General features: G+C 29.6%; 37 protein-coding genes. All 37 read left to right on the top strand.

Annotation, left to right across the window (positions count from 1 at the left end):
* Window positions 1–79: 79 nt before the first annotated feature.
* The 37 genes from J3U66_RS02275 to J3U66_RS02105 all read left to right on the top strand — a co-directional run bounded on the left by J3U66_RS02275 (window position 80) and on the right by J3U66_RS02105 (window position 22,751).
* Window positions 80–559 (top strand): hypothetical protein, encoded by a 480-nt coding sequence (locus tag J3U66_RS02275; protein ID WP_267347790.1) that lies wholly within the window; start codon window positions 80–82, stop codon window positions 557–559.
* A gap of 2 nt (window positions 560–561) precedes the next feature.
* Complete coding sequence (locus J3U66_RS02270) at window positions 562–795, top strand: hypothetical protein (protein ID WP_267347789.1); 234 nt, start codon at window positions 562–564, stop codon at window positions 793–795.
* A gap of 249 nt (window positions 796–1,044) precedes the next feature.
* Entirely contained in the window at window positions 1,045–1,437 is a 393-nt protein-coding gene (locus tag J3U66_RS02265; RefSeq protein ID WP_267347787.1) for an SMI1/KNR4 family protein, read from the top strand.
* Window positions 1,438–1,439: 2 nt separating this feature from the next.
* Window positions 1,440–1,649 (top strand): hypothetical protein, encoded by a 210-nt coding sequence (locus J3U66_RS02260; RefSeq protein WP_267347785.1) that lies wholly within the window; start codon window positions 1,440–1,442, stop codon window positions 1,647–1,649.
* Window positions 1,650–1,979: 330 nt separating this feature from the next.
* Complete coding sequence (locus J3U66_RS02255; protein WP_267347783.1) at window positions 1,980–2,999, top strand: SMI1/KNR4 family protein; 1,020 nt, start codon at window positions 1,980–1,982, stop codon at window positions 2,997–2,999.
* A gap of 127 nt (window positions 3,000–3,126) precedes the next feature.
* Window positions 3,127–3,405: a hypothetical protein gene (locus J3U66_RS02250; RefSeq protein ID WP_267332749.1), complete on the top strand. Its 279-nt coding sequence runs from the start codon at window positions 3,127–3,129 to the stop codon at window positions 3,403–3,405.
* Window positions 3,406–3,545: 140 nt separating this feature from the next.
* Window positions 3,546–4,118: an SMI1/KNR4 family protein gene (locus J3U66_RS02245; protein ID WP_267347782.1), complete on the top strand. Its 573-nt coding sequence runs from the start codon at window positions 3,546–3,548 to the stop codon at window positions 4,116–4,118.
* 265 nt (window positions 4,119–4,383) lie between these two features.
* Window positions 4,384–4,806 (top strand): hypothetical protein, encoded by a 423-nt coding sequence (locus tag J3U66_RS02240; RefSeq protein WP_267347781.1) that lies wholly within the window; start codon window positions 4,384–4,386, stop codon window positions 4,804–4,806.
* A gap of 49 nt (window positions 4,807–4,855) precedes the next feature.
* Entirely contained in the window at window positions 4,856–5,056 is a 201-nt protein-coding gene (locus tag J3U66_RS02235; protein WP_267347779.1) for a hypothetical protein, read from the top strand.
* 202 nt (window positions 5,057–5,258) lie between these two features.
* A complete protein-coding gene (locus J3U66_RS02230; protein WP_065632882.1) occupies window positions 5,259–5,561 on the top strand; it encodes a hypothetical protein in 303 nt (100 codons plus the stop codon).
* A 60-nt stretch (window positions 5,562–5,621) separates the two neighbouring features.
* Window positions 5,622–6,287 (top strand): SMI1/KNR4 family protein, encoded by a 666-nt coding sequence (locus tag J3U66_RS02225; protein WP_267332753.1) that lies wholly within the window; start codon window positions 5,622–5,624, stop codon window positions 6,285–6,287.
* 113 nt (window positions 6,288–6,400) lie between these two features.
* The gene (locus J3U66_RS02220) at window positions 6,401–7,333 is read left to right on the top strand and encodes a hypothetical protein (RefSeq protein ID WP_267347777.1); all 933 of its coding nucleotides are present in this window, start codon (window positions 6,401–6,403) and stop codon (window positions 7,331–7,333) included.
* Between the two features lie 353 nt (window positions 7,334–7,686).
* Window positions 7,687–8,052 carry a hypothetical protein gene (locus tag J3U66_RS02215; RefSeq protein ID WP_267332755.1) on the top strand — a complete coding sequence of 122 codons (366 nt, stop codon included), beginning with the start codon at window positions 7,687–7,689 and terminating at the stop codon, window positions 8,050–8,052.
* Window positions 8,045–8,494 (top strand): SMI1/KNR4 family protein, encoded by a 450-nt coding sequence (locus J3U66_RS02210; RefSeq protein ID WP_267332756.1) that lies wholly within the window; start codon window positions 8,045–8,047, stop codon window positions 8,492–8,494. Before J3U66_RS02215 ends, J3U66_RS02210 begins: the two co-directional genes overlap by 8 nt.
* Window positions 8,495–8,635: 141 nt before the next feature.
* Entirely contained in the window at window positions 8,636–8,914 is a 279-nt protein-coding gene (locus tag J3U66_RS02205) for a DUF7710 domain-containing protein (protein ID WP_267332757.1), read from the top strand.
* Between the two features lie 113 nt (window positions 8,915–9,027).
* Window positions 9,028–9,879, top strand: a complete 852-nt coding sequence (locus J3U66_RS02200; RefSeq protein WP_267332758.1) for an immunity 22 family protein — start codon at window positions 9,028–9,030, stop codon at window positions 9,877–9,879.
* Complete coding sequence (locus J3U66_RS02195) at window positions 9,880–10,086, top strand: hypothetical protein (protein ID WP_065632887.1); 207 nt, start codon at window positions 9,880–9,882, stop codon at window positions 10,084–10,086.
* Between the two features lie 188 nt (window positions 10,087–10,274).
* The gene (locus J3U66_RS02190; RefSeq protein WP_065632888.1) at window positions 10,275–10,724 is read left to right on the top strand and encodes a type IV secretion protein Rhs; all 450 of its coding nucleotides are present in this window, start codon (window positions 10,275–10,277) and stop codon (window positions 10,722–10,724) included.
* A 151-nt stretch (window positions 10,725–10,875) separates the two neighbouring features.
* Window positions 10,876–11,175 carry a hypothetical protein gene (locus tag J3U66_RS02185; RefSeq protein ID WP_267347775.1) on the top strand — a complete coding sequence of 100 codons (300 nt, stop codon included), beginning with the start codon at window positions 10,876–10,878 and terminating at the stop codon, window positions 11,173–11,175.
* A 406-nt stretch (window positions 11,176–11,581) separates the two neighbouring features.
* Window positions 11,582–12,634: an RHS repeat-associated core domain-containing protein gene (locus J3U66_RS02180; protein ID WP_267347937.1), complete on the top strand. Its 1,053-nt coding sequence runs from the start codon at window positions 11,582–11,584 to the stop codon at window positions 12,632–12,634.
* Between the two features lie 300 nt (window positions 12,635–12,934).
* Window positions 12,935–13,096 (top strand): SMI1/KNR4 family protein, encoded by a 162-nt coding sequence (locus J3U66_RS12845; RefSeq protein WP_416379707.1) that lies wholly within the window; start codon window positions 12,935–12,937, stop codon window positions 13,094–13,096.
* Entirely contained in the window at window positions 13,059–13,403 is a 345-nt protein-coding gene (locus tag J3U66_RS02175; RefSeq protein ID WP_267347773.1) for a hypothetical protein, read from the top strand. The genes J3U66_RS12845 and J3U66_RS02175 overlap by 38 nt, the downstream gene beginning before the upstream one ends.
* Window positions 13,391–13,945, top strand: a complete 555-nt coding sequence (locus J3U66_RS02170; protein ID WP_267347771.1) for an SMI1/KNR4 family protein — start codon at window positions 13,391–13,393, stop codon at window positions 13,943–13,945. Before J3U66_RS02175 ends, J3U66_RS02170 begins: the two co-directional genes overlap by 13 nt.
* Before the next feature lie 284 nt (window positions 13,946–14,229).
* Window positions 14,230–14,451 carry an RHS repeat domain-containing protein gene (locus tag J3U66_RS12840; RefSeq protein ID WP_416379710.1) on the top strand — a complete coding sequence of 74 codons (222 nt, stop codon included), beginning with the start codon at window positions 14,230–14,232 and terminating at the stop codon, window positions 14,449–14,451.
* A gap of 118 nt (window positions 14,452–14,569) precedes the next feature.
* Window positions 14,570–14,923 carry an SMI1/KNR4 family protein gene (locus J3U66_RS02165; protein ID WP_416379706.1) on the top strand — a complete coding sequence of 118 codons (354 nt, stop codon included), beginning with the start codon at window positions 14,570–14,572 and terminating at the stop codon, window positions 14,921–14,923.
* Between the two features lie 87 nt (window positions 14,924–15,010).
* Entirely contained in the window at window positions 15,011–15,349 is a 339-nt protein-coding gene (locus J3U66_RS02160) for a DUF7716 domain-containing protein (RefSeq protein WP_267347769.1), read from the top strand.
* Window positions 15,350–15,551: 202 nt separating this feature from the next.
* Window positions 15,552–16,124 (top strand): imm11 family protein, encoded by a 573-nt coding sequence (locus J3U66_RS02155; protein ID WP_267347767.1) that lies wholly within the window; start codon window positions 15,552–15,554, stop codon window positions 16,122–16,124.
* A 49-nt stretch (window positions 16,125–16,173) separates the two neighbouring features.
* The gene (locus J3U66_RS02150; protein ID WP_267345006.1) at window positions 16,174–16,713 is read left to right on the top strand and encodes an imm11 family protein; all 540 of its coding nucleotides are present in this window, start codon (window positions 16,174–16,176) and stop codon (window positions 16,711–16,713) included.
* A gap of 70 nt (window positions 16,714–16,783) precedes the next feature.
* Complete coding sequence (locus tag J3U66_RS02145) at window positions 16,784–17,356, top strand: imm11 family protein (protein WP_267347765.1); 573 nt, start codon at window positions 16,784–16,786, stop codon at window positions 17,354–17,356.
* Window positions 17,357–17,393: 37 nt separating this feature from the next.
* Window positions 17,394–17,966, top strand: coding sequence for an imm11 family protein (locus J3U66_RS02140; RefSeq protein WP_267347763.1), 573 nt, complete (start codon window positions 17,394–17,396; stop codon window positions 17,964–17,966).
* Window positions 17,967–18,218: 252 nt separating this feature from the next.
* A complete protein-coding gene (locus J3U66_RS02135; protein ID WP_267347761.1) occupies window positions 18,219–18,803 on the top strand; it encodes a hypothetical protein in 585 nt (194 codons plus the stop codon).
* Between the two features lie 180 nt (window positions 18,804–18,983).
* Window positions 18,984–19,211 carry a hypothetical protein gene (locus J3U66_RS02130; protein ID WP_267347760.1) on the top strand — a complete coding sequence of 76 codons (228 nt, stop codon included), beginning with the start codon at window positions 18,984–18,986 and terminating at the stop codon, window positions 19,209–19,211.
* 39 nt (window positions 19,212–19,250) lie between these two features.
* Window positions 19,251–19,565: a hypothetical protein gene (locus tag J3U66_RS02125; RefSeq protein WP_267347759.1), complete on the top strand. Its 315-nt coding sequence runs from the start codon at window positions 19,251–19,253 to the stop codon at window positions 19,563–19,565.
* Window positions 19,566–20,005: 440 nt separating this feature from the next.
* Window positions 20,006–20,197: a hypothetical protein gene (locus J3U66_RS02120; protein WP_267332769.1), complete on the top strand. Its 192-nt coding sequence runs from the start codon at window positions 20,006–20,008 to the stop codon at window positions 20,195–20,197.
* A gap of 296 nt (window positions 20,198–20,493) precedes the next feature.
* Window positions 20,494–20,937 carry a hypothetical protein gene (locus J3U66_RS02115; RefSeq protein WP_267347758.1) on the top strand — a complete coding sequence of 148 codons (444 nt, stop codon included), beginning with the start codon at window positions 20,494–20,496 and terminating at the stop codon, window positions 20,935–20,937.
* 160 nt (window positions 20,938–21,097) lie between these two features.
* Window positions 21,098–21,694: a hypothetical protein gene (locus J3U66_RS02110; RefSeq protein WP_267347757.1), complete on the top strand. Its 597-nt coding sequence runs from the start codon at window positions 21,098–21,100 to the stop codon at window positions 21,692–21,694.
* A 517-nt stretch (window positions 21,695–22,211) separates the two neighbouring features.
* A complete protein-coding gene (locus J3U66_RS02105) occupies window positions 22,212–22,751 on the top strand; it encodes an imm11 family protein (protein ID WP_267344155.1) in 540 nt (179 codons plus the stop codon).
* Window positions 22,752–22,813: the final 62 nt, after the last annotated feature.

Below are 22,813 nucleotides of genomic sequence, written 5' to 3'. Positions count from 1 at the left end.
AAAGAAATAGAACTTTCATAAAAATAAATAATGCTAATCAAGTACGGTTAAAATCTTGTTGGTACTAGACTATATTATTATGAATAGAGAAAGTTTTACTATTGATGAAAAAAAATATCCAATTGGTTGGAGATTCAACTCTACAGAATGCATATTATCTTCTGAAGAAAAAAAGAGGATAATTTTTCTTGATGAAGATGAATCTAGTCGATTTTGGGATATGATATTCCCATTTGATCACTTAATGAAAATGCCACCAATGTTTTGTTCAGTGACAGAAAAAATCGATTTAGATTTTAAAAATTCCAAACAATCTTCGTTTTTTTTCGAAAACAAACTAGCAGGTCATTCATCTGTTTTTTTCTTCTGGGGGAAAATAGCAAGTGCGATTGTGCCTGTGGATATTTTTATAAAATCATGGAATGATTTTTTTTATCCCAGTGACGAAACAAGTATTCTATTTATCGCCTCTAAAAATAGAATGATCTTTTCTTATAACGAAACGTTTTTTTACGCTGATATATTGAGTAATTTAAATTCACAAATAATAGATGGATGAATATGCATGACTTAAGGTTATTGTTTTTAAACGGATTATTTTATCTGCTTGATAATAATTATACTGCGTCAAACGTGGCGAATTATGCTTTTGAATTCTATTTAGATCATCGTATTACTGATGCAAAACTAGCCTATGTTATCGATTATTTAAGCGGCATTGATGCAAGTCCAGAATTTGAAATGGATAAAGACGACGTCATCTCTTTTATCAATAGCAATTTACTACAATCCTAACTAAGCGATATAACTTGCTTATATTGCTTTACTACATTTTTATGTTTTCTCTATATCTTGAGTGGCTTTTGCTGTCGAACATCAAAATCACCTGTTTAGAATAATAGTTTATCAACTTAAATATTAATTTAAATTAATGAGTTGCATCGTAATGGCGTTTAATAATTAAGTATGATATTTTATCAATACAAAATAAAAAAGCTTTTATTATAAAAATAATGCATCAATTTGATTATGTAAGGAATAACCATGTTTAAATCAAAATATCGTATACCCAAAGATATTGATAAATGTATTACAAAGTTAAATTTAAATACCAAAATAAATTATGCCTATATCGAATTTCTAAAACGATATAATGTGATTATTTTAGATGATGAAGCTGAAATAGACTATTGTATCGATTGCGATGGCGAAGCGTTACCCTTAGAGGTTATTTTTGGTTTTTCAAAAAAAGATAGAGAAGATTTACTGTCAATCAATGACAGCTATTTAGATCGCATTCCAGAAAATTATTTAGCAATAGCTCGCCTTAATTACGGTGACCTACTTTGTTTAAGCCCGAAAGGTAAAATTTATCACTGGGATCACGAAGTTAATGATCTATATTTTGATATGAAAGGGGGGAAAATACAAACTTAAAATTGGTCGCCAACGACATTGATGCCTCATTAGCAATGATAACAAGAACAGAAGTCGAAGACGATTATGATCCAGATGAAGATGATTACAATAACCCTAACATTCCTTTTCCAGATGATACCTTAGATTCTTTCATAAAATATCCTAAACGAATTTCAATAATTCCTGAAAACAGGCTGGCTATTTATTTAAAAAAAAATGGAACTTTCTGAAAAAGGGCGTGAAGTACTAACTAAATTACGTGAACAAGATTTAATAAAATAAAAAAATATTCATTACCAAAATAGTCAATATGTAAATTGGTTAAAACTGATTTTATAGCTGACATCTTCGCTTTTTAATTTATAGCAGAAAAGTGTTCAGCGTAAGATGTCATTCAAGTCGTGATGTCATTTTGTCTATTTGTTACAGTGTCACGATACAACTATTCGATTGAATAAAAACTTATTAAGCAAAGTAACGCAGCAGTAGGGTTAATTAACCTGGGGAAAAGCCAAGATAATACCCACCCAACGCTATGGATTTATCATTAGGTGAAAGGGATGTTTGACAAAAATAATTTTTATGAATGCGAAAAGAAGATAACTATTGATAACCTAACAGAATGTGAAAATAAGTTAGGTATTCAATTACCGTCATCCTTAAAACAGCTGTATCTTACTTGCAATGGCGGCCTTGTATATAAAAGTGTGTATAAGGTAGGTGAGCCAGCTTATATTGTTGAAATTTCAAATTTTATTCCAATAAAATATAATCAAGCATTTAAAAATGATCCCAAATTTGTAATAGAGGGAATTGCATTACAACATTGGAATGAAGACAAATTACCTAAGTTTCTACTACCATTTGCTCGCAGTTACCAGAATGGATTTTTATGTATAAATATTGATACTGGTGCTATATATCAATACCTAAGATCAGTTTGGGATACAACGCTTAGTAAAGAACAAAATTTCGAAAAAAATAGTATTTATTTATCTGAATCTTTAGAACATTTCTTAGGTTGTCTGACCGCAGATGAAGAAGATAACGATTACGCTATCGAATATGAAGATATCAAACCCCGTGAAAGTAACCAATTTTATCATTCTGAAAAATCAATTGATACCAGTGATATTGCTGAGATTGAAAGTATCTTAAAAATTAAAATCCCCGAACAATTAAAAGCGTTTTTATTAAAACAGAATGGTGGGATGCCCGAAAATAATACTTGGATCGATCCACAAGGCGAATATGATTATGTCACAATTCATGAATTAGTTCCGATAAAATATTATGCAACTTTAAATGATAATAAAGCCTATTTGATGGATCATATTGCCCAACAATTTTGGAATAGAGAATTATTGTCGAAACAATTATTGCCGTTTGCCAACGACGCAGGTGGTAACTATTTTTGTATTAATTTCAACAATGGAAAAATATACTATTGCACTTTCGATACATGGTCTGACAATCTATCTGTATCTGATAATCAAAGTAAAAGTACACTTTTCCTGTGTAACAGCTTTAATGAATTTATGTCTAAATTAATTTGTGATAAGGATCTGGAAGATTTTTAAAAACATCTGATGACTAATAGTACTGCGCAAGATTAATACCGATAACGCATTTAACATAGAAATTGCTTTTGTAATATCGTACACGATAAAATAATACACAATATATTGTGTATTAAGCGTATTGATTATGATTGATTTTTCTTATTTATCCGATTTCGATGGCAATAAACCATTGTTCATTTTACATGATAATATCATTAAAAAATTAGAAAATTCATTTTGCTATTTAAAAGAAAAAACTGGGATTTCTATTGACCCATATGGTAAAACCAGAATTTATCCCGATCATCAAAAAATACTTATTAGCTATTTAGCAAAGAGTAAAGACAGCGACATTATCAACTTTATTAATTTTCTTGTTAAAGCTAGCAATGAAAATGAAATTATCATCGCAGAGGGTGATTAAAAAAAACAGGTCGAGTATTATTCAATACTTGAATTGAAAACAAATACACCGTGTAAGTTATAAAAATAGCGGCTAAAGAATGATTGATAAACAGCCATTATTTGAAAATTATTAAATGGTTAAAGGTATTGGGATAAAAAATGTTAGAAATTAATGCATTTGAAAGATTATTAGACATATTAAAAAAACATGATGATGGTCAGTACTTAGCTAAAAGCCCAAAAGAGGTGGATTCATCCTATTTACATAACAATCAATGTTTAATCGAGTTTTACCGTCAATTTGAGCTACAACAGCTTGTTATAGAGACGGGTATGTCTTCTTTATCGTTTATTGACTATTTAAATTTAGAACAACGAAACACCAATTACTCTTTTTCGAATTTAAAAAAGCAAGATTATATTGTTTTTTTAGAACAGAACGGAGGAGGTGAACCTATTTTATTTAATTTTCAAGAAGATAACAATAACCCCTCTATTTTTGCTGCATATGACGTTTTAGAACCGTTCAAAATCGCCGATAATTTTCTTCAATTTATACAAGCATTAACCGTAATTGTTGATATTGTCTATAACCAATATAATATTTATGAAATATATACAAATGATGATTGTGATGAAATAAAACCTGAATTTTTACCCAAAATTAAAATGGCGCTTTCTCCGATTTTAGGTGAAAACATTGATCATTTTATGCAATATTTTTATGGTTAATAAGTTTGCCTAAAATGCATTTATTAGTTAACTAAAAATTAATAATTTTTTAAATAGAGTGATGACTAGTCCATTCAAAATAAGTGCAAAAATACAATACTTTGTTTTCAAAAATAGGTGAAAGTGTTAAGTGAAGTCTATTATTATCAACCCAAGCCACCATCTTTATTAAACTTAAGAATTTAAGCGGAAGAAGAAATTCAAGAGGCTACAGGGATATTCAATAAAATGTACATAAATATAATGCCAAGATAGGTTGTCAATAATGAATAAAGAATGGAGCCCAATGTTTCAAATTGAGATAATGGATATTATTGATAGTTTACAAATTAACAAGTTGCGTGTTGGATCACCAGATTCTCTTATTGATGAAACATTGGGTGAACCAGAACTACCAAAAGCAAAATTAAATAAAAAATTTAAAATATACAACTATTTGTATGGTAATGTCAGCATTTTATCTGAAAATAACATTGTAATAAATATAAGTATTGATATGCATGGTATTAGAAAAAAGATGGTGACGCTAGGTAGCGTAAATGACTGGACACTAGATAAATGGCTCGAACTATCTAAATTAAAAAAATGGAATATAAATAAATTTTGCGATGTTGTTAATCTAGAAGGAAAAGGCTTGATTATTTCTTTATCATTGGAAGGCAAATTAACGATGCTCACACTTAATTAAACAGTTTAAAAATAGATTATATAAAATACAGAATATTGTTTATTTTCAAATGCCTGAAGATAACCTCCAATTATTTTTTGTTTGTTGGGTTAACGGCGGAATTTCAATTCAAACTAAGGATTTTTGGGGTACAATGGCTCAGTTTGAACAAATGTTAGATAAAAATTATTCTGAAAAGAAAGCTGTAAAATATAAAGAAATTGCAAACAAATGCATGAAAGAATTGATGAATAAGTTAAACAATATATAGTTTTTATTAAATCAGTCTTATTATAGCAATAAATACATAAAAATTATTTCACAGCTATAGTAACCGCGCCGTCGACTTTAACCTTAAACAGCCAGACCCATTTGGGTTACTAACTGGGTTTAACCTCAATTAGTATCATCTTAACTTCATGATATGGATTGAACCATGTGTATTTAAACATTAAACGTAAGGATAGATAGTGATGAGTAACGTTTCAGTTGAAAAAATCATTGCGGCTATAGAGCAGGGTAAGGTTAGAGGTTTTGATGAAATAAAAGAGATAGACGGTGAGCGATTTTTTTTTCAATATGCACTTAAAAAGGAAAATGGTTTATATAATGCCTATATTTTTCATATCATGGAAAAGAAAATGGAAATTATAGAAGATTATGGGGTAGAAGACATTAAGCAATTTACAAATATATCAGATGCGCTAAATTATTTTAAATCATTGGATATAAATGTACAAAAATTCTCTGGTATAAAGGGTGTGTTACCAATTTGAATGATATCGAAATTAATATCTCATCAGCTTTTATTTATGGATGATATTTTTGGAGTTAAAATGTTTACATCAAAATACAGTGTTCCAAATGATATTGATAAACGTATTACAAAGTTAAATTTAAATACAAAAATAAATCATGCCTATATCGAATTTCTAAAACAATATAATGTGATCATTTTAAATGATGAAGCTGAAATAGACTATTGTATTAATTGCGATGGCGAAGCGTTACCCTTAGAGGTTATTTTTGGTTTTTCAAAAAAAGATACAGAAGATTTACTGGCAATCAATGATAGCTATTTAGATCGCATTCCAGAAAATTATTTAGCGATAGCTAGCCTTAATTATGGTGACCTACTTTGTTTAAGCCCGAAGGGTAAAATTTATCACTGGGATCACGAAGTTAATGATCTATATTTTGATATGAAAGGGGGGTATTTAGAACAAAATACAAACTTAAAATTGGTCGCCAACGACATTGATGCCTTATTAGCAATGATAACAAGAACAGAAGTCGAAGACGATTATGATCCAGATGAAGATGATTACAATAACCCTAACATTCCTTTTCCAGATGATACCTTAGATTCTTTTATAGAATATCCTAAACGAATTTCAATAATTCCTGAAAACAGGCTGGCTATTTATTTAAAAAAAATGGAACTTTCTGAAAAAGGGCGTGAAGTACTAACTAAATTACGAGAGCAGGGGGTAATAATCTAATAGATAAATTCAAATCAAACAGAAGTAACTATTATATTATCTAAAGGTGAAAAAGGACTTATGGAAATTGCTGCGCACAGTGGTAAAGGCGTTAGGTTTGGAGGCTATATACGATGTCTAAAGAATTGAGAACCCAATTTGAAAAAGAATTACAAATTTTCTTAAAAGATAAATTAAAATCATATCCTTATATTAAAGTTAATAGGAATAAAATTATTTTAGACAATAAAAAAGGAGCTAAGGCAAATATATTTCTTGAATTTTTTAACAAAGGTTATGAATATGTATTCTATATGCATGTATATTCAGCTGAAATCAAACATTTTATTAATAACATTTCACCTCCTTATCGTACAAATTTACAAAATGAAATTATGGTTTATAGTTCACATTATTTTGATGAAGAAAAAACTGATACAATTTTATTACCCAAAACAGAAAGTGGAAAAAAAAATATTTTTGATGCAATACTTAAAATATTGAATACCATCTATCTTGAAAGAGCCTATAATCTTATCGAAGTAAATAAAAAATTGATTAAGGATATAATGTATAAACCACACGCATACGCTTATCCATTTTTAATAATTCTATATACTATACAAAAAAATAATATCCCCTACAAAGATATTGATTTGGAATATTTATTGAGTGAGGAAATGCTAGGATATATCAATGATAAGGATTTGAAAATTGCATTTAATAAAGAAATAATTGATTATCCTTTATATAATATTCCTATGTTGCTTACTAAAAATAAAAGCAAAAAACTTCAAGATGCTGTCATTGAAACTGCCACAGCTTTATTCGGTTTTTTAAAAAAACAAAAATTATTAATCGATTTGGAGCCCTTTGATGAGCAAGGAAAATTAAAAACCGACACAGTGATTAAAAGGGAAAATGTAACGCCAGAAGGCCTAGCATTATTTAATACAGCTGTAGAGGGATGGCTTAAATATTTAAATAGAAGTCAAGCTGCTAACAAATATCAAAACCTAAGTCGTCTTGAAAATGGCTTAGCTCAAATCAGAGAAAGTAAAAAATAATTAATTTTAAATAGGGTATTTTTATAGTCGGTATTGGATTGAGTCCGAACGGCTCATTTAGCATGCTTATTACCTCAGTTTTCTGCCAGATCGGATTGGGCTTTTGGGTGGTGTTAACTTGTATCAGTATGTGCCTAAAGCAAGTATAAAAAATTTTATAAAAAGATATAATGAAAAACAGCATCAGGAAATCATTTTGAAAGTGCAAGAGTGTTATTAGTGAGAAATATTTGAACGTTAACAAGCACCCCTCCTAAAATCACCAATAATCCCCTTAAAGAATTAATAGCTAAAAATAAAAAATGTATCCTGAATTAAACAAGGTAAAACATAATAGTAAAAAAGGATGTTAAATGAAAATTTTAAAAAATGATGAATTAGTAGTTAAGTCACTTTTATCTGAATTACTTGATGAAGGGCTTCAATATTATAAAGTAAACTTAAGTGACTCAAGTCAACCAATAAATGAAGCAGATCCTTTTTCAAGATTAAGAAGTATAGTCGTCGGATTATCAAACAACGACCAAGAAACGATTTTTAATTTTTTACGCATAGTAATGGTAGACACAATGTCAACAATTTTTGGAACAATAGATGGCTCACATTTTCCTCCTAATATTAATGGTGATTTTGTCTTAACCTATAATGGCGAAGAAATACAAGGTACGTTGCAAGATGAGTTAATCGGAAAAGCAGAAGAATTAGGTATATATGAGTAAGATTAAAAGCCTTATTGAGAAATTGCATAATGAAGCTGAAGATGAAGTATATTGGCTAGGTTCTTGTGATGAATCTCAAATTAAAATACTTGAAAATAAATTAAAATTGTCATTACCAGCCGAGTTGAAAGAATTTATTTTATTAGTTGGTGGCGGCGGTATTGTAGAAGAAGAGATATCAGGCATAGTGAATAATGATGCATTAACAGAGTCTGAAGGTAGTATTTATTATGATACCTGTCAATGTCGAAATGAATACTCCTTACCGATGAATCTAGCGGTTATCTATTTTAAGGATGACGAAGTATGTTGGTGTGTTGATTGTAGAAAAGATACTTTTGGACAAATTATTAATTATGATCTTTTTTCAAAAAAAATATTAAATGTTCTTGCTCCATCGTTTGAATCTTTTTTTGAAGAATATGTAAATCTACGGACGTAAATATTGAATGAAAATTTTTATAACTGACTAAAAATGATTCAGGAAATTCGTACCAATAGAAGCACGCCAGTTGATGTTAGTGGTTATGACTGGTGTATTCAAAATAAAGAGTAAATCAAATAGACTAAATGAAAAAAAGTAATGACATCATTTATATGGGTTTTTCATGGACATGAAGCTGATTTTTGCTCAGGTGTGTATAGCGAGTTAGAACAGGCAGAAAACTTTATTAAAAAAAATCTTTTAAGTGGCGTTTTAACAAAAATGCCTCTAAATAAAAGTGTCTATGAATGGACGACAGAAAACGGTTTTTTTGAACCCAAAACGGATTATCAGCATAGCAGTAAATTTATTCAAAAATTTACTAGTGCTTATTTGGAACACTATCATTATCAAGATGGTGAGAGAATTTCATATTAAATTAATGGATAAATTAAATAAAGCTACTTCAAAATCGCAAGCTATAATAGACAGTATGCATAGTAAACATATGAAAGCTAAACCCAATTGTCTATAAATAAGGAATATTAGTGATGAGTCATTTAAATTCGGATAAAGTTACTATCCACCTGTGGATAGGTAATAATTTTTCTTCAGATGAAGAATATAAAAATTATTTTCACCAATTTGAAGGAATACAAAAAGATTACCTAAATCTTAAACCAAGCTGTCCGTTTTGTGCAGATATTGGAAATATTGCATACATGACAGAAAATCTAATCATGTTAGAAAAATTTTCTTCCCCTAAAGATATGGATTTTGTTATCAATAAAGTCGAAGTAAATGAAAATGAAAAGAAAAAAATAATAGAAAAATGCAATGAATTAGGCATTAAATCGGCAAATGCAGTATTTTGGTATGTTAATAACGATCCAATATTGGAATTAGAGGTAAAAGAACCTTATAAAGAAAATTACAATGGATTAAAATATATAGGTGAATTTGAAGCTGACTCTAAATATCCCATCATTGAACAAGATGATCTTACAAAAAATTGGCATCTATGGATAGGTACGAATACTATGCCAACTAGAGAATATAATAAATATTTTAAATTGGACTATAAGCATGATATTGATAGTCCTAAATATGTAATCTGTGGTTTTTGTAAAGACACGGGTAATGATTGGTATGATGAAGACTTTATCGGTTATCCTAAACCGTTAAAAAAAAGCGTCAAAATTGATAAACTGATTGATGAATTTGTTACATCAGATTTAGATTGCATACAACAAATTGAAACAAAATGCCATCAATTAGGTATAGAACAAGCTAATGCTGTAGTTTGGTATATAGCAGATGATGAATTAAGTGAATTCAATATCCAAAAACCTCTTAAAGAAAATTATAATGGACTAAAGTATATTGGGATTTTTAGATTTTAATTGGTTAATACTAAAACTATGTCATCAGCGGCAGAATCGAAAACTGCCGCAACTGACCTACTGGATAAAAGCGCAACGAAGACAGCAGTACCCGAAAACCAAAACGTGGTAGGCTTTAACCAACAACTTGATTTACACTGCCTCCAATACACCTACGACAGCAAACAAACTGCCAGTGGTACCCGTAGTATAGCTATGAAAAGTTAATATAGGAAAATTTGGCTCAACTAAACAAAAGCCTATAGGAATGACAACTGTAGATGGAAAAAATGGATCTCATATAATGTGTTTAGTGAAAAAGATAAAGGTGAACACTTTTTATTTGATGCTACTGAATCCGCAGTAATCAAACTTCAAAATCTATTTGTGAATCCATCTCAATCATGGAAAAAATTATGACACTTGATGATGAAATCAAAATACAACTCACTCAATTATTCGATCAACCAAAACTGATAGATAATTGGGGTGATATTGCAGATAAATTATCAGATTCTTTTGATTGGAAAGGAACAAAGATTGATTGGACAAAAACTATTAACTATAAAAGCAGTCAACTTTTTGGAAACTATTCTAACTGGTTATTCCTGATAAAAAATTTTTTATATAACAATGATATATTTGTTGAAATAAAAAAAAGTAGCGTAATTTATTATATCAATGATTCGTCTTTAAATTTTGCAGTGCAGTTAACAAATCAACAATTTGAGAGGTTTCTTGCATTTGCTATTGAAAATATTCCTCAACATCATTATTTTTTTGATTCATCCAATAAATGGTGTCTTGTTATAAGTTCGGAAGGGTATATTGATTTTGGACTATCCCAGAAAAATTTATCATTATAAAAAATAGACTATATTTTAATACTCACCTTGATGGTATAAGGCCGGCGAGATATGCTGAAGTTATGGATTTAAATAAACACGCTAAGATAACATAGATTGAAGCAATCAACGTTAGAAAACTATGCTAAAGCAGTATAGGAGATGATTTTTAATGAATCGAGTAAAGATTGTATGGCTACATGAGTCTAAAGGAGGCAGAAAAACAATTCCACCTGCAGGGAAATACTATGCCGTTTCTCGCTTTAAAGAGGATAAAGAATGGCCGAATAATGCATGGAGTGTAGTATTTGAGATAGATGAGTGCAAAATTAAAAATAGTGAGATATGCTCTTTAGGAACGGTAAGATTTTTAATGGACACAGCACCAGAAAGCCGTTTGAAATCACAAAATAAATTCGAAATTTATGAGGGGCCCAAAAAAGTTGCATATGTGTATTTAATACACAATTAGTTTCAATTTATATAAATATAAGCTATAAAATTAAACTCTTTATTAGTCTAGAATTGTGAAAGAGATTTGTTAATTTTAATTTAACTTTACATTTTGTTTCTATGATCTTACTGGCAAAATTGAAAACTGCCGCAATCACGCCGACAGGGAAACCCTGCAATACAATGCCGTAACCAACCGACTGGATAAAAGACACAAAGAGGACTGTAGTATCCAAAATCAAAACTTGGTACGCTTTAAGCATTTACTTAACTTCAACGGGCTTCAATACACCTACGACGAACATGGGCGCACACAAAGCAAACAGACTACCAGCGGTACCCAGCATTATCGCTATTATGCCGGAAACCACCTAATCAAAATACAATAGAACCTAAGATCTCAAGGGCAATATTTAGACAAATAAATTAGCTTACATTACAATACATTAAGATACAACGACCCAGATATAGGTAGATTTACAAAGCCGGTCTCGATTGGGCTATTGGATGGGTATAATCTGTATCAGTATGCGCTTAATGGGGTGATGTGGATTGATACAGTCGGTTTAAAATGTATCCTAAAAAATTTATTGAATTATTTAACTCCCTCCCTTTGGAATATGCTGGAAAAAAATAAAATGTATGAATTGAATAAAATTCAAAATGCTATTAAAGAATGTATTAAATTGCAAGATAGTATGCTTGATAACATTTTTTTATTAGTAAATTCCCCTAAATCTGTAGAATTAATTAGAAAAGATTTAACAGGAGTAGTAAACCCTTTATTATTACATGTAATTAAGCAACTACCAGAAGAAATGAAGGTTAACTTATTGCCAAATATCATAGAAGTAATGAAAAATTTAGATGGAAATACCAAATTATGTCAAGATATTATCCTATCTATAGATAAAAATTGGTTAAAAAAAAATATTTGGTTATACACTAAAGATGCAATTGATGATCAAGATTATCAAAATATTGGAATATTTATCTATTTGTTTAAATCTATCAGTGAAGAATTATCTAATAAACTTGCTCTTTTGGCATTAAAGAGTGATGTTGAAGATGTTCGTGAAATAGGCGAAATGTATTTTGATAAAATGGCTGTGTATTGTGAAGATGATGGTATAGCTGTAGATATAATTTTAAGTTGTTTTGGATCACAAAAAATTTCAGTTGTTTATTTAGAGTCTGAAGAATGTGATGAAAAAATGAAAACAGATATAAATTTTATTATATCTCACCAAATTGAGCTTCTTCATTTAATTGAGCAGGCAACAGCTTCATACATTGATAAAGTTTACAAAAAAAAATTAGATAAACTGACATTAATAAAAATTTATCTATTTCCCGATGTTGAATATCAATATGGTTTTTTATTTGATTGGTTAGGAGATATAGAGCATGGAATAGGGGTTAAAATTAAAAATTTAAAAGTAGAAGATATAGGTGGAGCGGAAATAGCATTTCTCTAAAAATATAATATTTATCTGTATAATCAAACTAAGCTGATACTAGAACGACTACCCCGACCGACTGGTGAGTAAAAAAACAAAGCTTTAGCCTGATTAGAAAAAGGTTCTAAAATTGAGAAAGTTAATATAAAAAATTTGGTTCAACTAAAAAAAAGTTTGTAGGAATGACTACTACAGATAGAAAAATGCGATTTAGCATTAAGTACGATAATCAATGGAAAAGGGTTGGTTAACAGGCAAAAAATCGATGAAATCAACAAAAAGCTGTTAGTTTATTAACAATATATTATTGGATAGAAAATGTTGAATAAAAATAAATTTTTTAAATGCGAAAAACAATTAACTAATGATAATTTAACCGAATGCGAAAATAAATTAGGTATCAAAATTCCTTCATCTTTAAAACAGCTTTATTTAACTTGCAATGGAGGGAATATTTACCAAATATGTTTGTATAATTGATCGTTTTCCATATAAATTTAAAATTTCAAAATTTCTTGCAATTAAATATAATCAAGCATTCAAAAATGACCCTGATTTCTTACTAGAAGGAATTGTATTAGAACATTGGAATGAAAATAAATTACCGAAAACTTTGCTACCTTTTGCACTGGATTACGGTGATGGATTTTTATGTATAAATATTGATACTGGTGCTATATATCAATACATTAGATTTGCTTGGGATACTACGCTTAGTAAAGAACAAAATTTTGAAAAAATAGTATTTATTTATTTGATTCATTGGGAAAATTCTTGGATTGTTTAACTGAAGATGAAGAAAACAAAGATTGCGTTATAGAATATGAAGATATTAAACCTCGTAAAAGCAACAAATTTTACGATTCTCAAAAATCAGTTAACATAAATGATATAAGTGAAATTGAAAATAGTTTAAAAATAAAAATTCCAGAACAATTAAAAGAATTTTTATTAAAACATAATGGTGGTATGCCTGAAAATAATACATGGTTCGATCCACAAGGCGAATATGAATATGTCACAATCCATGAGTTGACTCCAATTAAATATTATAAAAAATTTAATAATAATAAAAACTATTTGATGGACACAATAGCTAAAAATTTATGGGATAGAAATTTATTGGCCAAAAATTTACTACCTTTTGCTAGGGATGCTGGTGGTAATTATTTTTGTATTAATATCAACAATGGAAAAGTTTACTATTGCACTTTCGATACATGGTCTGACAATCTATCGGTATCTGATAATCAGAGTAAAAGTACACTTTTCCTGTGTAATAGCTTTAATGAATTTATGTCTAAATTAGTTTGTGAAGATGACTTATGAATTTTTTAATATAATTGTATTACTTTTTGTTTCATCTAATAGTTAACTTATATCGATAACAAAGCTTATACACAATACGAAGTTTTACATAGTCAGCTACAATAATTCAGCTATACTCGCAATAGCCAACCGCAAAGCAAACAGACTACCAGTGGTACCCAGCATTATCGCTATTATGCCGGAAACCACCTAACCAAAATACAATAGAACCTAAGATCTCAAGGGCAATATTTAGACAAATAAATTAGCCTACATTACAATATTTTAAGGTACAGCGACCTGATATAGGCAGATTTACACAACCGGACTCGATTGGGCTCTTGGCTGGGTTTAATTTGTATCAGTATGCGCCTAATGGGTTGATATGGATTGATCCATTAGGCTTTTGTTGTGGCCTAATGGTAAAGAAAATTAAGGATTTATTGGCACCACCATCAGGACTCTGGATATATGCAGCTGATTTCACCGTTTACATAATGCAATATGATATTCAGGTGGAATTTTAATAAGTAAAAGGTAATTTATAGTTATGATCATTTGTTCTAGAAAACCGGCAGTATTACAAGATATCTCTGATTTTGAGAAAAAATACAAAGTATTTTACCAAACGATTATAAAGATTTTTTGATAAAGTTTAATGGAGGAAGACCTTTCCCGGCTTCTTTTAAATTTTTTTCAGATAGAACTGACGCATCTTCTGTTGACCAATTTCTTAGCTTAGGGAAAGAAAAAAATAGCAACCTTGAAAAGTATTATTTTAATTATAAAAATAGGATTCCATCAGGTTTTATTCCCATTGCCCATGATGCAGGGGGTAACCTTATTATTATGAAACTAAAAAATGAAGACAACCAGATCTATTTTTGGGATCATGAGCTTGAAGCTGATGAGGAAGAAAATCCTAATATGGAAAATGTCTATTTAGTTTGTAAATCATTTTCTGATTTTATAAACAACCTTTATGAAGAAGAAATTTAGATAATCCTAAAAGAAGACCGACGTGTAAGATTAAATGTATTAACAGGTAAAAAATTATATTAAATTTTATTATGGAGTACTTATACTATGCTGATTAAAGGTAACCTTTATCCAATAAACGATATTATTTCTTATATAAAAAAACCAACAGAAAGAAATGATAATTTTTGTCTTTATGGCGAATTTGATGAAGATTTAAAGAGTAACAAAAGTTATTATATTGGTGACTATCCAAATGTGGGTGATGATGGAAAAGAAATCTATCCATCTTTTGTTTTAAAAAAGAAACTATACTTTCTTTATTCAGGAGAGCAATTTGCTGATGTAATCGATTCAGTGATGGAACAGAAACCTTCAGCTACAACAAAAGACTTTATAAAAGCCTTAAATTATTATTCTGAATATGATGATTTTTTAGATTTCTAAATATACCCGATCATATTATCAATACTCATTGGATATGAAAACTTAAATGAATGAAATTCATAACAAGGATCAAAAGGAAAATTGGATACAAAAGCAATTTAAAGAAGCTTTAAATAAACGTATAAAAACAAAAAGAATTGAACCACGTAGTGGAAAACTATTTTAAATAAAAATTCAAGTAAGTATTTTAAAGGATGTTGTTATGATTTATCAACTTATGATAGGTAATTATCCTGATCGTTATTGGTTCCAATATGACTCAACTGTCGTTGCCAATTACGAATTTATAGAATTCAAGGAGATTCAAATAAATAAACCCTTAGTTTTTAAATTAAAAGACAAAGTCAGTGAAAAGCGTTTATTCTCTTATGATTTTTATTTTAGTGATGGTCCTAAATTTATCTCGCCTAGACTTGCCAATTTACTTTCAAACAATCAAGATTTTTTACATGATGTCCAGCTAATAGATGCAACTATAACTGTTAATGGTCACAGCTATTCTGGTTATAAAGTATTAAATATTCTTCGTTTAATATCTTGTATTGATATGAATAAATCTGAATATGAACCAATATTAGATGATTATCCTGATGGACCAATGAGATTTTTTAAAATCGTCTTTAAAGAAGATATAAAAGAGCAATTTTGTATGGCAAGGTGTGAAGAATCTGAAGGGCGAATTGTGATGTCAGAGTCGTTACGCCAGTTTTTTATAAACAATAAAGTAAAAGGAATAGATTTATCCACATCATGTAATCAATCTATCTATGGATGATAGTGAAGCTTAAATAAAAATTCAATTAAGTATTTTAAAGGATGTTGTTATGATTTATCAACTTATGCTAGGTAATTATCCCAATAGTTATTGGTTCCAATATGACTCAACTGTAGTTGATCTTTACGAATTTTTACAATGCAAAAAGATTCAATCAAATAAACCCTTAGTTTTTAAATTAGAAAAAAAAGTGAGTGAAAAGCGTTTACTCTCTTATGATATTTATTTCAGTGATGGTCCTGAATTTATCTCGCCTAGACTTGCCAATTTACTTTCAAACAATCAAGATTTTTTACATGATGTCCAGCTAATAGATGCAACTATAATTGTTAATGGTCGTAGCTATTCTGGTTATAAAGCATTAAATTTTCTTCGTTTAATATCCTGTATTGATATGAATAAATCGGAATATGAACCAATATTAGATGATTATCCTGATGGACCAATGAAATTTTATAAAATGGTCTTTAAAGAAGATATAAATGAGCAATTTTGTATGGCAAGGTGTGAAGAATCTATAGGGCGAATTGTGATGTCAGAGTCGTTACGCCAGTTTTTTATAAACAATAAAGTAAAAGGAATAGATTGATCCACACAATGTAATCAACTTTTCTATGGATAATAGTGAAGCTTAAGTAAACCTTTTAAAGGATGTTGTTATGATTTATAGATTTATGATAGCTAATTATGCTAATCGTTATTGGTTCCAATATGACTCAACTGTCGTTGCCAATTACAAATTTATAGAATGCAAGGAGATTCAAATAAATAAACCCTTAGTTTTTAAATTAAAAGACAAAGTCAGTGAAAAGCGTTTATTCTCTTATGATTTTTATTTTAGTGATGGTCCTGTTTTTATCTCGCCTAGACTTGCCAATTTACTTTCAAGCAATCAAGATTTTTTACATGATGTCCAGCTAATAGATGCGACAATAATAGTTAATGGTTGCAGCTATTCTGGTTATAAAGCATTAAATATTCTTCGTTTAATATCCTGTATTGATATGAATAAATCGGAATATGTACCAATATTAGATGATTATCCTGATGGACCAATGAAATTTTATAAAATGGTCTTTAAAGAAGATATAAATGAGCAATTTTGTATGGCAAGGTGTGAAGAATCTGAAGGGAAGATTGTGATGTCAGAGTCATTACGACAGTTTTTTATAAAAAATAAAGTAAAAGGAATAGATTTATACACATCATGTAATCAAACTGTCTATGGATAATAGTGAAGTTTAAGTAAACCTTTTAAAGGATGTTGTTATGATTTATGAATTTATGATAGGTAATTATGCTAATCGTTATTGGTTCCAATATGACTCAACTGTCGTTGATCTTTACGAATTTTTGCAATGCAAGAAGATTCAAACAAATAAACCCTTAGTTTTTAAATTAAAAGACAAAGTCAGTGAAAAGCGTTTATTATCTTATGATTTCTATTTTAGTGATGGTCCTGAATTTATCTCGCCTAGACTTGCAAATTTACTTTCAAACAATCAAGATTTTTTACATGATGTCCAGCTAATAGATGCGACAATAATAGTTAATGGTCGTAGCTATTCTGGTTATAAGGCATTAAATTTTCTTCGTTTAATATCCTGTATTGATATGAATAAATCTGAATATATACCATTATTAGAGAGTTATCCTGATGGACCAAAAGAATTTTATAAAATGGTCTTTAAAGAAGATATCAATGAGCAATTTTGTATGGCAAGGTGTGAAGAATCTGAAGGGATAATTGTGATTTCAGAGTCGTTACGACAGTTTTTTATAGAAAATAAAGTAAAAGGAATAGATTTATCCACATCATGTAATCAACCTATCTATGGATAATAGTGAAGCCATCTATTACAATACGTTAAAGTACAGCGATCTGATGTAGGTAGATTTATTCAACTTAATCCGCTACATCAGCTTATGCAAACTTAAATGAAAGAAATTCATAACAAGGGTCAAAAGGAAAATTGGACATAAAAACAATATAAAGAAACCATAAAGAAACAAATAAAAACAAAAAGAATTGAACCACGTAGTGGAAAACTATTTTAAATAAAAATTCAATTAAGCATTTTAAAGGATGTTGTTATGATTTATGAACTTATGATATCTTCTTGTTATCCTGATCGTTATTGGTTCCAATATGTCTCAACAGGAGATGATTATTACGAACTTTTACAATGCAAAAAGATTCAATCGAATAACCCAATAGTTTTTAAATTAGAAAAAAAAGTAAGTGAAAAACGTTTATTCTCTTATGATATTTATTTCAGTAGTGGTCCTGTTTTTATCTCGCCTAGACTTGCCAATTTACTTTCAAGCAATCAAGATTTTTTAAATGATGTCCAGCTAATAGATGCAACTATAACTGTTAATGGTTGCAGCTATTCTGGTTATAAAGTATTAAATTTTCTTCGTTTAATATCCTGTATTGATATGAATAAATCTGAATATGTACCAATATTAGATTATTTGCCAGATGGACCCAAAAAATTTTATAAAACGGTCTTAAAAGAAAATATAAATGAGCAATTTTGTATGGCAAGATGTGAAGAATCTATAGGGCGAATTATGATGTCAGAGTCGTTACGACAGTTTTTTATAAAAAATAAAGTAAAAGGAATAAATTTATCCAAACAGTATATTGATAATGACTTCATATTTTCGTACTGATATAGACATATTCACGTAGCCTGACCCGATAGTTAACTGTTATTGAAATAAAATAATGAACGAAATTGATTATACTTTACATAATTTACCAATGTTGCTTACTAGAAATAAAAACAAATGGTGGCAAGATAGCGTTATGCAAAGCTCAACAGCTTTATTTGGTTTTTTAAAAAACATGAATTGTTAATCGATGTTGAACCGTTTGATGAAAAAGGAAATTTAAAAACCGATACGGTTCTTAAAAAATCAAACCTTACACCAGAAGGTCAGGAGTTATTTGATATTGCTGTTGATGGATGGTTTGATTATTTAGCTAGAAGTACAGTTACAAACAAATATCAAAATGTTAGTCGGCTTGAAAAAGCTTTAGCTAAAATTCGAGAAAGTAAAAATAATGAAGTAAGATAAACATCTCACAATAGATAATAATTAAAATATGAGGTATTTATGGCTTTGGATTTTATAGCATCAAGTAATCAAAAAGAAATAGATGAAAATTCACCGATATTTTCACTTGAAAAATCTGATTACGTTGAATTATTCAATAAAGCAAAACCATTAAATCAGTATTCAATAATAAAAAAACTTGATGATTATTATGCTGATACAATCATTCTATATGGGGAAATTCAGCCGTTAATAAAAGAACTTGAAAACCTTATCAAAATAAAAAAATTCCAACCGCAATCAATTATTGATTTTATTAATTTTTTAAAAGAATCTTTTAATGATGGATTAAATATATATATCAATAGTGACTAAAGGGATTGAGTGGTAGACTTTATTTTATCTGTGCTGTGATCTTAATATTGACCGATTTAACGAGTAACACTATACGGCATCGGTTGAACGGCAAAAATTACATGTATTACACCGTGTCGATGTTTTGTATGATACCCGATGGATTAAAGCGCTGAAAAATGGATGTCAAATATGAGTATGGTAGATTTAGATATCGTAGATGTTATAAAAAAAGGTAGTTTTTTAGCGTATTTTCAACTTCAGAAAAGAGACATTATGTTAATGATTGTCAATTAAGTGTGATGAAATCAGCTTTTTTGTATACGGCAACTTTAAATCTTTTTAATATAGAAATATGCATTCCCAAAAAACAGCGAAATGGGTATGAAACAATCGATAATAAATTGTCCAAAAACATCAATTATATAAACTATATCAATTTAAGTGATTATCACGGGATAATGAAAACAACATTTAATGATCTATTACAATCTAATACGATCTTACTGTTACCAGAATATACAATAAAACAAGAAACGGATATTGAACAAATTGAAATAGAATTTAATAGCGGCACTACTATCATTTATCAAAATAGCAATTTGCCTCCTGCAATTATATCGAATAAATTAAAAAATCTCATTTTAGAATAAACGACAAGCTTACTGGGTAGCCCACAATACCATGCCACATCAACCTACAGGATAGCGTGTTTAGACCGATCGAGTATTGAGGATGTAGTGAGTTATGCCAAACAGCAATTAGATAGCGTGACACAAGAGTGAATAAAACTAAAGCCATTATTTACCTTACTTAGCATATAAAACGCCACCAGCTTCTTCACTGAATCTCCCATTAAAAAAATTGAATTGTGCTTAATATATATTGTTGTTTAAATGGAAAATAGCACTTAAAATCAAAACAGTGATAAATCGAAAGGACGATGTAAATGAAGATTGATTTTTTATTCTTGTGGGCTGAAGTTGGCGTTTATTATGAAATTACTAATACGGTTTTAAATCCGTGGAGATCAAATCTCAATAAATTAAACAAAACGCTTCCACATTATGACAAATTGTTTAAAACAACAGATTATGAATTAGTATTTACCATATCTGCTACACAAGAACACAAAAATTTAGTCTACGGTCCGACAACATCGTCAAAAAACAAAGTGGTTTATTTCACAATTTTTATACCTTATAAAACGTTTAATTGCTATACGCAACAAATGTTCTATGTTCTTGATACCATCGCAGAGGGAATTATTTTTGTATTTAATAAATATAAAGTGGATCCTTCAGGAATAAAAGATGTGTTTGAAACATTAAAAACATTGATTGCCAAAGATCCGGAAAGATATCAAAAATGGCTAAAAGATCTCGAGGATTGATAACTTAAAAACTAATAGTGCCTAAGGCGTTATTGCCTTAGATAGATTGCAAAAGTAGCTAACCATTTGATAAAAGTTCTTATCGAAAAACACAAAACAATACGAATATTGAAAGTGCTGTTAGGGAGAATATAGATAATAATAGATATGAGGAAATTAAATGAAGCGTGAGCCACTTTATCACCTGTATTATTCAGGAATAGACACTTTCGATCTTGATTCCAGATGGAAGCTTAAAAACAGAGAGCAATTTTGTCATTATTGCCATAGACTAAAACTACCTCACGGTAGTATGGATGTGATTACGAATGGGAAAATAAGGAAAAACCTAGATATGCCAATGGTAGGTCGTCTTCTGATACCTAGTATCATGTCGCTGCGCTTATTGAATTTGCTGGGTGAAGAGGCTGAAAAACATTTAAATATAGGTTTTATTTATAATAAAGTGGAAAGTGAAAAGCATAAACAGCCATTTATAACTTTTATTAGTAAATATGATTACGTTGTACTGAGAGGTGAAACGCCAAATATTTTTGATGGACAACCTATTCCTGAAAATGAGCGTCTTTTTGTCTGCCCTGAATGCCATTTTCACTCAAGACTAGAAAGAGCGCCGAGGTTTTTACTTGAGAGCGAATATCCACCTTACCCAATATGCTGTACTGAAATGGGTTTGCTAATATATGAAAGTATTTATGAAAGGATAAAAAATATCAAATTAGTTGGGGTATGTGTAGAGAAAGTCAAGGTTAAATAGCAAAATACTTATTCTTTTGAAAACATAATAGCATGCCGAAAAGATTTTCCCAATCTTTTCGGCTATCCTGCCCGACATTCTTACCGACCGCCGTTACCAGTACGACAATCTGGACAGACTGGTGAGTAAAAAAACACCCGTCAGGGACAGACCGATTACCATTATGACGTCACCGGCCGAATCGAAAGCTGCCGCAACTAACCTGCTGGATAAAAGACGCAACGAAGACAGCAACAGCGACAACCAAAACCTGGTTCGCTTTAACCAACTACTCCACTTCCGTGACCTGCAATACACCTACGACGCAAACAGATATCCCCACAACAAACACAGACAAGCATTATCATTATGAACAGAACACCACCTAACAGAAATACAGCAGAATCCTAAGCTATCAAGAGCAATATTTAGACAAACAAACCGGCTTACATTACAATACTTTTAAGAAGAATTGGTTTACGTCGTGGAAAAACTATTTTAAATAAAAATTCAATTAGGCCGTCTAATGGATGTTGATATGATTTATGAACTTATGATAAGTAATTATCCTAATAGTTATTGGTTCCAATATGACTCAACTGTCGTTGCCAGTTACGAATTTATAGAATTCAAGGAGATTCAATTAAATAAACCATTAGTTTTTAAATTAGAAAATAAAGTCAGTGAAAAACGTTTACTCTCTTATGATATTTATTTCAGTGATGGTCCTGTTTTTATCTCGCCTAGACTTGCCAATTTACTTTCAAACAATCAAGATTTTTTACATGATGTCCAGCTAATAGAGGCAACTATAATTGTTAATGGTTGCAGCTATTCTGGTTATAAGGCATTAAATATTCTGCGTTTAATATCCTGTATTGATATGAATAAATCTGAATATATACCATTATTAGAGAGTTTGCCTGATGGACCAAAAGAATTTTATAAAATGGTCTTTAAAGAAAATATAAATGAGCAATTTTGTATGGCAAGGTGTGAAGAATCTGAAGGGCGAATTGTGATTTCAGAGTCATTACGACAGTTTTTTATTAAAAATAAAGTAAAAGGAATAGATTGATCCATATAATTCAATTTAGTAAACCTGGCTATTAACAATAGTCAGGCAAGACATCTGATAAA

Origin of the sequence: Gilliamella sp. B2969 (genome assembly GCF_026536195.1) — a bacterium.
Lineage (GTDB): Bacteria > Pseudomonadota > Gammaproteobacteria > Enterobacterales > Orbaceae > Gilliamella.
The sequence above is the reverse complement of the archived record's forward strand: the minus strand, read 5'-3'. Positions and strand labels throughout refer to the sequence as shown.

Bases quoted from the DNA above. Each gene is read 5' to 3' on its own strand.
- J3U66_RS02275 (WP_267347790.1), top strand. From the start codon at position 80: ATGAATAGAGAAAGTTTTACTATTGATGAAAAAAAATATCCAATTGGT.
- J3U66_RS02270 (WP_267347789.1), top strand. From the start codon at position 562: ATGCATGACTTAAGGTTATTGTTTTTAAACGGATTATTTTATCTGCTT.
- J3U66_RS02265 (WP_267347787.1), top strand. From the start codon at position 1,045: ATGTTTAAATCAAAATATCGTATACCCAAAGATATTGATAAATGTATT.
- J3U66_RS02255 (WP_267347783.1), top strand. From the start codon at position 1,980: ATGTTTGACAAAAATAATTTTTATGAATGCGAAAAGAAGATAACTATT.
- J3U66_RS02250 (WP_267332749.1), top strand. From the start codon at position 3,127: ATGATTGATTTTTCTTATTTATCCGATTTCGATGGCAATAAACCATTG.
- J3U66_RS02245 (WP_267347782.1), top strand. From the start codon at position 3,546: ATGTTAGAAATTAATGCATTTGAAAGATTATTAGACATATTAAAAAAA.
- J3U66_RS02240 (WP_267347781.1), top strand. From the start codon at position 4,384: ATGAATAAAGAATGGAGCCCAATGTTTCAAATTGAGATAATGGATATT.
- J3U66_RS02235 (WP_267347779.1), top strand. From the start codon at position 4,856: ATGCCTGAAGATAACCTCCAATTATTTTTTGTTTGTTGGGTTAACGGC.
- J3U66_RS02230 (WP_065632882.1), top strand. From the start codon at position 5,259: ATGAGTAACGTTTCAGTTGAAAAAATCATTGCGGCTATAGAGCAGGGT.
- J3U66_RS02225 (WP_267332753.1), top strand. From the start codon at position 5,622: ATGTTTACATCAAAATACAGTGTTCCAAATGATATTGATAAACGTATT.
- J3U66_RS02220 (WP_267347777.1), top strand. From the start codon at position 6,401: ATGTCTAAAGAATTGAGAACCCAATTTGAAAAAGAATTACAAATTTTC.
- J3U66_RS02215 (WP_267332755.1), top strand. From the start codon at position 7,687: ATGAAAATTTTAAAAAATGATGAATTAGTAGTTAAGTCACTTTTATCT.
- J3U66_RS02210 (WP_267332756.1), top strand. From the start codon at position 8,045: ATGAGTAAGATTAAAAGCCTTATTGAGAAATTGCATAATGAAGCTGAA.
- J3U66_RS02205 (WP_267332757.1), top strand. From the start codon at position 8,636: ATGACATCATTTATATGGGTTTTTCATGGACATGAAGCTGATTTTTGC.
- J3U66_RS02200 (WP_267332758.1), top strand. From the start codon at position 9,028: ATGAGTCATTTAAATTCGGATAAAGTTACTATCCACCTGTGGATAGGT.
- J3U66_RS02190 (WP_065632888.1), top strand. From the start codon at position 10,275: ATGACACTTGATGATGAAATCAAAATACAACTCACTCAATTATTCGAT.
- J3U66_RS02185 (WP_267347775.1), top strand. From the start codon at position 10,876: ATGAATCGAGTAAAGATTGTATGGCTACATGAGTCTAAAGGAGGCAGA.
- J3U66_RS12845 (WP_416379707.1), top strand. From the start codon at position 12,935: ATGTTGAATAAAAATAAATTTTTTAAATGCGAAAAACAATTAACTAAT.
- J3U66_RS02175 (WP_267347773.1), top strand. From the start codon at position 13,059: ATGGAGGGAATATTTACCAAATATGTTTGTATAATTGATCGTTTTCCA.
- J3U66_RS02160 (WP_267347769.1), top strand. From the start codon at position 15,011: ATGCTGATTAAAGGTAACCTTTATCCAATAAACGATATTATTTCTTAT.
- J3U66_RS02155 (WP_267347767.1), top strand. From the start codon at position 15,552: ATGATTTATCAACTTATGATAGGTAATTATCCTGATCGTTATTGGTTC.
- J3U66_RS02150 (WP_267345006.1), top strand. From the start codon at position 16,174: ATGATTTATCAACTTATGCTAGGTAATTATCCCAATAGTTATTGGTTC.
- J3U66_RS02145 (WP_267347765.1), top strand. From the start codon at position 16,784: ATGATTTATAGATTTATGATAGCTAATTATGCTAATCGTTATTGGTTC.
- J3U66_RS02140 (WP_267347763.1), top strand. From the start codon at position 17,394: ATGATTTATGAATTTATGATAGGTAATTATGCTAATCGTTATTGGTTC.
- J3U66_RS02135 (WP_267347761.1), top strand. From the start codon at position 18,219: ATGATTTATGAACTTATGATATCTTCTTGTTATCCTGATCGTTATTGG.
- J3U66_RS02125 (WP_267347759.1), top strand. From the start codon at position 19,251: ATGGCTTTGGATTTTATAGCATCAAGTAATCAAAAAGAAATAGATGAA.
- J3U66_RS02120 (WP_267332769.1), top strand. From the start codon at position 20,006: ATGAAAACAACATTTAATGATCTATTACAATCTAATACGATCTTACTG.
- J3U66_RS02115 (WP_267347758.1), top strand. From the start codon at position 20,494: ATGAAGATTGATTTTTTATTCTTGTGGGCTGAAGTTGGCGTTTATTAT.
- J3U66_RS02110 (WP_267347757.1), top strand. From the start codon at position 21,098: ATGAAGCGTGAGCCACTTTATCACCTGTATTATTCAGGAATAGACACT.
- J3U66_RS02105 (WP_267344155.1), top strand. From the start codon at position 22,212: ATGATTTATGAACTTATGATAAGTAATTATCCTAATAGTTATTGGTTC.